At 70.6% G+C, this 9,917-nt stretch carries 11 protein-coding genes; 9 read left to right on the top strand and 2 right to left on the bottom strand.

What is annotated here, in order from left to right:
• The 6 genes from VF542_RS05705 to galT all read left to right on the top strand — a co-directional run.
• Positions 1-1,016, top strand: a 1,016-nt coding sequence (locus VF542_RS05705) for a helicase-associated domain-containing protein (RefSeq protein ID WP_408650738.1), incomplete at its 5' end; no start/stop codon positions are given.
• Between the two features lie 127 nt (positions 1,017-1,143).
• Positions 1,144-2,820 (top strand): DNA repair helicase XPB, encoded by a 1,677-nt coding sequence (locus VF542_RS05700; protein ID WP_408650737.1) that lies wholly within the window; start codon positions 1,144-1,146, stop codon positions 2,818-2,820.
• An 80-nt stretch (positions 2,821-2,900) separates the two neighbouring features.
• On the top strand, positions 2,901-3,101 hold the full coding sequence (locus VF542_RS05695; RefSeq protein ID WP_408650736.1) for a type II toxin-antitoxin system VapB family antitoxin: 201 nt from the start codon (positions 2,901-2,903) through the stop codon (positions 3,099-3,101).
• Complete coding sequence (locus tag VF542_RS05690; RefSeq protein ID WP_408650735.1) at positions 3,098-3,484, top strand: type II toxin-antitoxin system VapC family toxin; 387 nt, start codon at positions 3,098-3,100, stop codon at positions 3,482-3,484. Before VF542_RS05695 ends, VF542_RS05690 begins: the two co-directional genes overlap by 4 nt.
• A gap of 280 nt (positions 3,485-3,764) precedes the next feature.
• A complete protein-coding gene (locus VF542_RS05685) occupies positions 3,765-4,556 on the top strand; it encodes a DeoR/GlpR family DNA-binding transcription regulator (RefSeq protein ID WP_408650734.1) in 792 nt (263 codons plus the stop codon).
• On the top strand, positions 4,553-5,632 hold the full coding sequence (gene galT / locus VF542_RS05680) for a galactose-1-phosphate uridylyltransferase (RefSeq protein WP_408650733.1): 1,080 nt from the start codon (positions 4,553-4,555) through the stop codon (positions 5,630-5,632). The genes VF542_RS05685 and galT overlap by 4 nt, the downstream gene beginning before the upstream one ends.
• A 29-nt stretch (positions 5,633-5,661) precedes the next feature.
• Here galT and VF542_RS05675 read toward each other — a convergent pair whose 3' ends face one another.
• A complete protein-coding gene (locus tag VF542_RS05675) occupies positions 5,662-6,300 on the bottom strand; it encodes a MerR family transcriptional regulator (protein WP_408650732.1) in 639 nt (212 codons plus the stop codon).
• Positions 6,301-6,375: 75 nt separating this feature from the next.
• Between VF542_RS05675 and VF542_RS05670 the strand changes: the two genes are divergently transcribed.
• Positions 6,376-7,035, top strand: coding sequence for a DUF4188 domain-containing protein (locus tag VF542_RS05670; RefSeq protein ID WP_408650731.1), 660 nt, complete (start codon positions 6,376-6,378; stop codon positions 7,033-7,035).
• Positions 7,036-7,088: 53 nt separating this feature from the next.
• On the opposite strand, the gene VF542_RS05665 is transcribed toward VF542_RS05670, so the two are convergent.
• The gene (locus VF542_RS05665) at positions 7,089-7,586 is read right to left on the bottom strand and encodes a DUF2505 domain-containing protein (protein WP_408650730.1); all 498 of its coding nucleotides are present in this window, start codon (positions 7,584-7,586) and stop codon (positions 7,089-7,091) included.
• A gap of 74 nt (positions 7,587-7,660) precedes the next feature.
• Between VF542_RS05665 and VF542_RS05660 the strand changes: the two genes are divergently transcribed.
• On the top strand, positions 7,661-8,455 hold the full coding sequence (locus VF542_RS05660; RefSeq protein WP_408650729.1) for a thymidylate synthase: 795 nt from the start codon (positions 7,661-7,663) through the stop codon (positions 8,453-8,455).
• Between the two features lie 69 nt (positions 8,456-8,524).
• Positions 8,525-9,670: an FAD-dependent oxidoreductase gene (locus VF542_RS05655; protein ID WP_408650728.1), complete on the top strand. Its 1,146-nt coding sequence runs from the start codon at positions 8,525-8,527 to the stop codon at positions 9,668-9,670.
• The last annotated feature ends 247 nt before the right edge of the window (positions 9,671-9,917 follow it).

The following is a 9,917-nucleotide window of genomic DNA, read 5'->3' as shown; positions in this document are numbered from 1 at the left end:
CCACGCTCGGGCTGACCGGCTACGGCGCGGTCACCGGCTACACCCGGGCGCTGCTGCACGGAGCCGAGACCGGAGCGGCCCAGGCCGAGGCGAACGCCACCCACGCCCTGACCGCGGCGCTGCCCGAGGCGGTCGAGGAGTTCCTGCTGCAGCCCGATCTGACCGCCGTCGTGCCGGGACCGCCGGCGCCGGAGCTGCAGCGCGAGCTGAACCTGGTGGCCGCCCTGGAGTCCACCGGTGGGGCCTCGGTGTACCGGATCTCCCCGGTCAGCCTGCGCCGGGCACTGGACGCCGGGCGCACCGGTGCTGACCTGCAGCAGTTCTTCGCGAGCCGGTCGCGGACCCCGGTGCCCCAAGCCCTGCAGTACCTGATCAACGACGTGGCCACCCAGCACGGCCGGCTGCGGACCGGCACCGCCACCAGCTACCTGCGCTGCGACGACGAGGCGCTGCTGAACCGGGTGCTCACCGAGCCGGGGCTGGAGTCCCTGGGCCTGGTCCGGATCGCCCCCACCGTGCTGATCGCCTCGGCGCCCATCTCAGGAGTCCTGGACCGGTTGCGCCGGGCCGGTTTCGCACCGGCCGCCGAGTCCGCGGACGGGGCGGTGGTCAGCTTCGCCGCCGACACCCCACGGGTGCCCGGCCGCCCGCACTCCCGGATCTCCAGGGTGCGCGCCAGCTCGATCGGCGAGAGCCAGCTGGTCGAGGTGGTCAATCGGCTCCGGGCCAGCGAGCGGCTGGCCGCCGCGGTCACCAACTCCACCAGCCGGGTCTCCCAGCAGGTACCCGGGGTCACCTCGGCCTCGATCCTGGAACTGCTGCGGACCGCGGTGCGCGAGGAGCTGCAGATCGCGATCGGTTACGTCGACGACACCGGCACCCCGTCCCAGCGCATCCTGCTGCCGATCTCGCTCGGTGGCGGCATGATCCGCGGCCACGACCCCGAGGACGGCCGGCTGCGCAGCTACCCGCTGCAGCGGATCACCACCGTCAGCCTGCTGGACGAGCCGGGCTGAGCGCGGTCACGGCCGGGGAACATCGCGGCGCCGGAAATCCTTGACATACTTGGCAGCTTGGCCGTCCAGCGGCCAGCCCCTGAATCCGCCCGTACCACCAGACAGCCTCGCAAGGAGTACACCCCGGGTGACCGACGGACCTCTGATCGTCCAATCCGACAAGACCCTGCTGCTCGAGGTCGACCATCCGACGGCCGCCGAGGCCCGCGCGGCCATCGCGCCGTTCGCCGAGCTGGAACGGTCCCCCGAGCACGTGCACACCTACCGGTTGACACCGCTGGGGCTGTGGAACGCCCGCGCCGCCGGCCATGATGCCGAGCAGGTCGTCGACGCCCTGGTCCGGTTCTCCCGCTACACGGTGCCGCACGCGCTGCTGGTCGACGTCGCCGACACCATGGACCGCTACGGCCGGCTGCAGCTGGTCAAGCACCCGGTGCACGGCCTGGTCCTGATCAGCCTGGACCGCGCGGTGCTGGAAGAGGTGCTGCGACAGAAGAAGATCGCCCCGATGCTGGGCGAGCGGATCGACGACGACACCGTCCTGGTGCACCCGTCCGAGCGTGGCCGGCTGAAGCAGGCCCTGCTCAAGATCGGCTGGCCCGCCGAGGACCTGGCCGGCTACGTCGACGGCGAGGCGCACCCGATCGAGCTGGACAACGCCGACTGGACGCTGCGGCCCTACCAGCAGCAGGCGGTGGACTCGTTCTGGCTCGGCGGCTCGGGCGTGGTGGTGCTGCCCTGCGGCGCCGGCAAGACCCTGGTCGGCGCGGCGGCGATGGCCCAGGCCAAGGCGACCACCCTGATCCTGGTCACCAACACCGTCTCCGGGCGGCAGTGGAAGCGTGAGCTGCTGGCCCGCACCTCCTTGACCGAGGAGGAGATCGGCGAGTACTCCGGGGAGAAGAAGGAGATCCGGCCGGTCACCATCGCCACCTACCAGATCATGACGACCCGGCGGAAGGGCGAGTACCGGCACCTGGAGCTGTTCGATTCCCGGGACTGGGGGCTGGTGATCTACGACGAGGTGCACCTGCTGCCGGCACCGATCTTCCGGCTGACCGCGGACCTGCAGTCACGCCGGCGGCTGGGCCTGACCGCGACGCTGGTGCGCGAGGACGGCCGGGAGGGCGACGTGTTCTCCCTGATCGGCCCCAAGCGCTACGACGCGCCGTGGAAGGACATCGAGAACCAGGGCTGGATCGCCCCGGCGGACTGCTCCGAGGTGCGGGTGACACTCACCGACGCCGAGCGGATGGCGTACGCCACCGCCGAGCCCGAGGACAAGTACAAGCTGGCGGCGACCGCGCGCACCAAGCTGCCGGTGATCGAGGCGATCGTCAGCCAGCACCCGGACGACCAGGTGCTGGTGATCGGTGCCTACCTCGACCAGCTGGAGGAGATCTCCCACCACCTCGGCGACATCCCGATCATCCAGGGATCGACGCCCAACCGGGAACGCGAGCGGCTCTACGACTCCTTCCGCGCGGGCGAGACCAGGGTGCTGGTGGTCAGCAAGGTGGCCAACTTCTCGATCGACCTGCCCGAGGCGGCCGTGGCGATCCAGATCTCGGGCACCTTCGGCTCCCGCCAGGAGGAGGCCCAGCGGCTGGGACGGGTGCTGCGGCCCAAGCACGACGGCCGGCAGGCGCACTTCTACACGGTGGTCAGCCGCGACAGCCTGGACGCCGAGTACGCCGCGCACCGGCAGCGGTTCCTGGCCGAGCAGGGCTACGCCTACACCATCATCGACGCCGACGACCTGGTCGGACCCAGCCTGCCGGAGTTCCCCGCGGAGGACGACTAGCGAGCAATTCTCTTGTGCGCGCACCCAGCATCGGCACGCGTATCATCATCATCTGATGCCATCAATGATGCGGAGGGGCAGTGCGTACAACGGTAGCCCTGGACGACGACCTGGTGGACGAGGCACAGCGCCTCACCGGCACCACGGAGAAGAGCGCGCTGCTGCGCCAGGCGCTGCGGGCGCTGATCGAGCGGGAGAGCGCCAGGCGCCTGGCCCGCCTCGGGGGCACCGAGCCAGACCTGCGCGCGGCTCCGCGACGTAATCAGTCGCCGTCCCGATGATTCTGGTCGATACGTCGGTCTGGATCGACCACCTGCGCCGCGGTGACGCCGCGCTCGCCGGCCTCCTGATGAACGGCGAGGTTCTGTGCCATCCCGCGGTGACGGGCGAAATCGCCCTGGGACAGCTGACCGACAGAGGAGGTGTCCTCGGCTTGCTCGCCAACCTGCCCCAGTCAGTAACCGCAACGCACGCTGAGGTGATGACGCTGATCGAGGCGCACTCTCTTTCCGGTCTCGGCATCGGCTACGTCGATGCGCACCTGCTTGCCGCCGTTCTGCTGACTAGCGGAAACACGTCACTCTGGACACGCGACAGGCGGCTGCGGTCAGCCGCCGAGGCCTTGGGCTGTGCCGCCGGCCAGAGGAGCGCGGGTCAGGTGTGAATCCCCACCTGGTACCACTGCATCGTGAGCCAAGCTCGACCAGATGCGCCTGACCACATGACCGAATCCTCCATTCGGGGGCCGGTTCACCGTGTCGAGCGACAGCAGATCCACACGCATCGGACTGAGCTGCCGCGACCCACCCAATCTGTCCTAGACTGTGGCTGGGTGAGCAGCGAACCTGCGTGATGTTGTTGACATTTGTTTGAGAGTGATGAACTCTGGCTAGAGTTCGCGACAAAGTCAGCGACAGGCAAGTCGGCCCACAGGGACGGTCTCGATGCTCGCTCGGCAACGGCAGGCCCGGATCCTGGAAGAGGTGCGCCGGGCCGGCGGAGTGCGGGTGTCGGAGCTGACCATCCTGCTCGGCGTCTCGGACATGACGATCCGGCGTGACCTGGACCAGCTGTCGGCCGACGGCGCCATCCAGAAGGTGCACGGCGGCGCGGTGCTCGGCAGCCAGGTCAGCGATGAGCCGAGCTTCGAGGCCAAGAGCACCCTGGCCCAGCCCGCCAAGCAGGCGATCGCCGCCCAGGCCGCCCGGATGATCACGCCGGGAACGGCCATCGCGCTGTCTGCCGGCACCACCACCTGGGCGCTGGCCCGCCACGTCGCCTCGATCCCCGGGCTCACCGTGGTGACCAACTCCACCGCGGTGGCCGACACGATCGGCTCCTCGGACGGCAGCAAGCAGACGGTGATCCTGACCGGTGGCGTCCGCACCCCCAGCGCGGCCCTGGTCGGCCCGGTCGCCGACGCCACCATCCGGTCCCTGCACTTCGACCAGCTGTTCCTGGGGGTGCACGGCATGGACGTCGTGGCGGGTTTCACCACCCCGAACCTGGCCGAGGCCGAGACCAACCGGTCCTTGATCGAGCGCGCCCAGACGGTGATCGTGGTGGCCGACTCGTCCAAGTGGGCAACCGTGGGGCTGGCTGACTTCGGGTCGCTGTCCGCCGCCGACATCCTGATAACCGATGACGGCCTGCCGAACGAGGCGCAGGCCGTACTGAGCGAGGCGGTCGGGAAACTCATCGTGGTGCCCACCGCCCCGGAAGGCAGCAGATCATGACTTACCGGCAGCACCAGACCCTGGCCGACGGCCGGGACCTGTTCTACTACGACCTGGCCCAGGGGGCCGACCGGTCAGCCAAGGACACCCGCGACCTGCCCGCGACGGCCACCTCGTCCCAGATCCGCTGGGATCCGCTGTTCAGCGAGTGGGCGGTGATCGCCGGGCACCGGCAGTCGCGCACCTACAAGCCGCCGGTCAGCCTCTGCCCGCTGTGCCCGAGCACGGACGGCAAGGCGACCGAGGTACCGGCCGCCGACTACGACGTGGCGGTGTTCGAGAACCGGTTTCCGTCCCTGGCCACCGAATCCGCCGACGCCTTCGATGTCGTCGAGGACTTTCCGTTCCGGTCCGGCCCCGGTACCGGGCGCTGCGAGGTGGTGTGCTTCACCAGCGACCACGACACCTCCTTCGCCCAGCTCAGCCAGCAGCACGCCCGGACGGTGATCGATGCCCTGGCCGACCGGACGGTCGAGCTCAGCCGGCTGCCCGAGGTGGAGTACGTCTTCTGCTTCGAGAACCGGGGCGAGGAGATCGGCGTGACGCTGTCGCACCCGCACGGCCAGATCTACGGCTACCCGTTCGTGCCACCGCGGATGCTGCGTGCCGCACGGGCTGCCGCGGACTATCAGGACGAGCACGGCGAGTGCCTGCGCTGCGTACTGCTCAAGCGTGAGCTGGCCGCCGAAGAGCGGATCATCACCCGCAGCGAGCACTGGACGGCGCTGGTCCCGTTCGCGGCCCGCTGGCCCTATGAGGCCAGGCTGGTCGCCAACCGTCATGTCGCAAGCCTGCCGGAGCTGACCGAGGACGAGCGCGACGACCTGGCGCGCAGCTACCTGGACCTGCTGCAGCGCTTCGACCGGCTCTTCGACACCCCGACGCCCTACATCGCCGGCTGGCACCAGGCACCGGTCCGGCAATTCGCCGACAGCTGGCACCTGGGCACCGAGGTGTTCACGATCCGGCGGGCCGCGGGCAAGCTGAAGTACCTGGCGGGGTCGGAGTCCGGGGCCGCCGTGTGGATCAACGACATCACTCCGGAGTCAGCGGCCGCCCGGCTGCGCGGAGACTGAGCACTTTCCGCCTGCGCGGAGATTGAGCACTATTCCGCCGGTTCGGCCGCGGGCCCGAACCGGTCCAGGCTGACCGCCTCCTGGGCCGCCAGCCGCAGCTGAGCCAGCAACTCCCCGTAGATCACCGTGCCGACCGCGACGATGTGGGCAGCCTCGGCGCGCGGCGCCTCCACCGGGATGTGATCCATCTCCACCTCGGCGACCGCCCTGGCGGCGTCGGCCCACGGCTTGAGGCTCTCGGCGTCCACCGGCTCCCCCTCGCCCCGCAGCACGTCCAGCACCCGCGCCAGCGAATCCACCAGCGGGGAATCCTCCATCAAGGTCCACTCCAGGTCAGCCAGCAGCTGGGCCGCGAGCTCCACCCCGGCCTGGCTGGCCGATGCCGTGCCCTTGGAACCGGCGACCGCGGTCTGGGTGACGCCGAGCAGGTCCAGCAGCGGCATCTCCTCGTCGTCGACGGCCGCCAGCACCGTGCCGACGGTGGCTACCGGCAGATCGGCGATGTCGCGCAGGGCCTTGATCAGCCGCAGCCGCTCGAGATGGGCGTCGCTGTACTCGGCCTGGGTCCGCGAGATCGGGTCGCCGGGCGGCAGCAGTCCCTCGCGCAGGTAGAACTTGATCGTCGCGACCGGCAGGCCGCTCTGCCGGGCCAGCTCCGAAATTCGCACCCGGTTGCCCCTTTGAAAGATTGGATAGTAACGCTATCCTAGCATTAAACACTAACACTATCTAAGGAGTATCCAGTGGCCTCCATTCCCATCGCAGAGTCCACCACAGCCGATCACGACGCCGACGTAGTGGTGTTCCTGATCGGCATGCGGATCAACCGGTGGCGCAGCGTCCAGTACTGGGGTCCAGTTGTACTCGCCTTCCTGCCGATGATTCGGGAACTGCTGCGCGAGCCGTCCTCCGGCTGCCGCTCGGCCCGCACGTTCTTCTCCGGGCGCACCATCATGGCCGTCCAGTACTGGGACACCGTGGAGCAGCTGATCAGCTACGCCCACGATTCCCAGGGCAAGCACCGGCCGGCCTGGAAGGCGTTCAACCGCAACGCCACCAAGAGCACCGCCGTAGGGATCTTCCACGAGACTTACTCCGTCCGGTCCGGACACTACGAAACCATCTACCGGGCGATGCCACCGTCCGGCCTCGCCGCCGCAACCGACAGCGTGGCACCGCTGGCCCGCCGCGGGATGACCGCCCGGGCCCGGTTGGCGACCGGCGGCCGGCGACCTGCCCACGACCGGCCGGCCACCGGCGGCCGGACAGCTGCCCAGGACTCTCAGCAGGCCGATATGCCGGTCGGGTGCCCGCACTCGGCCGGAATGCCGGCGGCCGTCCCGGACTCACCGGCCGGGTTGATCGCGCCGTACGACCGGCTGGCCGCGGCGCTCAGCGGCTGAGGCTCAACAGCTGCAGCTCAGCAGTCGCAGCTCCACAGCTGAACCATGGCCGCTCAGCCGTTCTCGCGTACCCAGTCCTGGCCGACCCGCTGCTCGATGCGCAACGCGCTTTCTATCACCTTCACGATCTCGGGCTCGATCTGCCGGCCCAGGAACGGGATGCCGACCTTGACCTCGCCGGTCACCAGCTCGGTGGAACCGTCCGGCGTCGGTGACAGCACCATCGAGCCGGTCATGCTGGCGGGCTGGCCCTTGACCGTCACGTTCACCACCGCCGTCCGGGTGCCGGTCGGCCCGAGGGCGCTCCACTGCTCGACCTGATCGATCGAGAGGGTCTCGCCGACGAACCTGCGGGCGATCTCAGGCACTCGCGCCGGCATCACCCGCCGCACCAGAACCCGGGCGCCCCCGTCGCTCGCGTGCTCGATCAGTACCTCGTAGGACAGCGCCCCGGACTCGCGGCACGCCCGCTCCCGGACGCTCTGCTCGACCCGGCTGGCGAAGGTCTGCTCCACGGTGGCCGCCGAGGTCGTCTCGACACGCATCTTCATAGCGAGATCATCGCCGATGACGCGGCCCGGCCCGTCCACGGGGTCCGGGCCCCGCGCGCTGCTACCGTTGCCCGGTGCGGCAGTACCTGGATCTACTCGACACCGTCCTGCACAAGGGCGTGCGCAAGGCCGACCGGACCGGTACCGGGACCCTGAGCATCTTCGGCCACCAGCTGCGCTTCGACCTCGCCGATGGCTTTCCGGCGGTGACGACCAAGAAGCTGCACATGAAGTCGGTGGTAGGCGAGCTGATCTGGTTCCTGCAGGGCTCCACCAACGTCCGCTGGCTGCAGCAGCACGGCATCAGCATCTGGGACGAGTGGGCCGGCCCGGACGGCGAGCTCGGCCCGGTGTACGGGCACCAGTGGCGCTCCTGGCCGGCGCCGGACGGCCGCCGGATCGACCAGATCGCCAACGTGGTCGACTCGATCCGGACCGATCCCGACTCGCGGCGGCACATCGTCAGTGCCTGGAACGTCGCCGAGGTGGACCAGATGGCCCTGCCGCCGTGCCACGCGATGTTCCAGTTCTACGTCGCCGACGGCCGGCTGTCCTGCCAGCTCTACCAGCGCTCGGCCGACGTCTTCCTCGGGGTGCCCTTCAACATCGCCTCCTACGCCCTGTTGACCCACTTCGTCGCCCAGGTGACCGGCCTGCAGCCGGGGGATTTCGTGCACACCTTCGGCGACGCACACCTCTACCTCAACCACGTCGAGCAGGCCGAACTGCAGCTGAGCCGCGAGCCCCGGCCGTTGCCGACGCTGCGCCTCAATCCGGCACGCCGGCAGCTCGGCGAGTTCGAGATCGCCGACGTCGAGCTCGCCGGCTACGATCCGCATCCCGCCATCAAGGCGCCGATCGCGGTCTGAGGGTCCGGGCGAGCCGGGGGGCGCCAGGCCACCCGCCGCGCAACAGCGCCCGCTCAGTACCGTGAGGCGATGCCAGCATCGCCCGACGCCGATGTGGTCATCGTCGGCGCGGGCCTGGCCGGGCTGTCCGCCGCCCTCGAGCTCACCCGGCTGGGCCGGCGGGTGATCCTGCTGGAGGCCGCCAACCGGGCGGGCGGGCGAGTGGTCACCGACCTGGTCGACGGATTCCGGCTCGATCGGGGCTTCCAGCTGGTCAACCCGGCCTATCCCCGGCTGCGCCGGCTGGTCCGGACCGGCGTGCTGGATCCGGACCAGCTTGAGCTGCGGCAGTTCGCGGCCGGCGTCCGGGTGGCCCTGGACGGGCGGCACCGGGTGCTGGCCGATCCGCGGCGCAGCCCGCGCGACCTTCCGAGCACGCTGCGGGGGCTGGGCTCGCCGCTCGAGCAGGCCCGGTTCGCCCGCTGGGCGCTGCGCTGCCTGCTCAGCCGGCCGGCGGACCTGCTGGCCGGGCCGGACGAGCCGTACGGCCAGCGGCTGGACCGGGCCGGCGTGCGCGGGCCGCTGCGCACCGGTGTGCTGGAACCGTTCCTGGCCGGCGTGCTGGGCGAGCAGCTGGCAGCCGCGCTGCCGGCCGGCGCCCTGCGGCTCGGGACGCCGGTCGAGGCAGTGACCGGGTCGACCGTGCGCAGCGTCGCCGGGCCGCTGACCGGACGGGCGGTGCTGGTGGCCACCGACCCGGCCACCGCCGCGGCGCTCACCGGCCTGCCCCGGCCGGAGCTGCGCAGCCTGACCACGTTCTGGTTCGCCGCCGAGCGCTCGCCGGAGCCCCGGCCGATCCTGCACCTGGACGGCCTGCGCCGCGGCCCGGTGGCCAACACGGCGGTGCTGTCGGCCGCCGCACCGGCCTACTCCCCGGACGGCCGGGCGCTGATCGCGGCCAGCATGGTCGGCCTGCCGGCGGCCGGCACCGAGCAACGGGTCCGCCGGCAGCTGGAGCTGGTGTACGGCACCGGCACGGCGGGCTGGCAGCTGCTGCGGGTCGACGCGATCGGCGATGCGTTGCCGGCGATGCGACCGCCGCTGGCCGTCCGGCAACCGGTCCGGCTGACCGAGCTGCTGTTCGTGGCCGGCGACCACCGCGACACCGCCTCCCAGCAGGGCGCGCTGGCCTCCGGAGCCCGGGCGGCGGCGGCCATCCACCAGCAGCTGGCTTAACCCGTGCGGGATGGAACGCGGCGCGGGATGAACGCGGCGCGGGATGAACGCAAGGGCGGGCGCGGGTCCGAAGACCCGAGCCCGCCCCAGTAGCGGTACAGCTGGACAGCGAGGACTAGAAGTCCAGCTGCTCTTTTTGAAGGCACAGAGGAGCCCGGTCCCGCATCAGCGGGGCCGGGCTTTCTCGTGTCCGGGGGCCCGTTCGAGTAGTCGACTACTCGAAAATTCCCCGGCGGGCGTTTTCTAT

This window comes from Jatrophihabitans sp. (genome assembly GCF_036389215.1).
GTDB lineage: Bacteria > Actinomycetota > Actinomycetes > Mycobacteriales > Jatrophihabitantaceae > Jatrophihabitans_A.
Note: the sequence above shows the minus strand (reverse complement) of the source record. Positions and strands in the feature narration are given on the sequence as shown.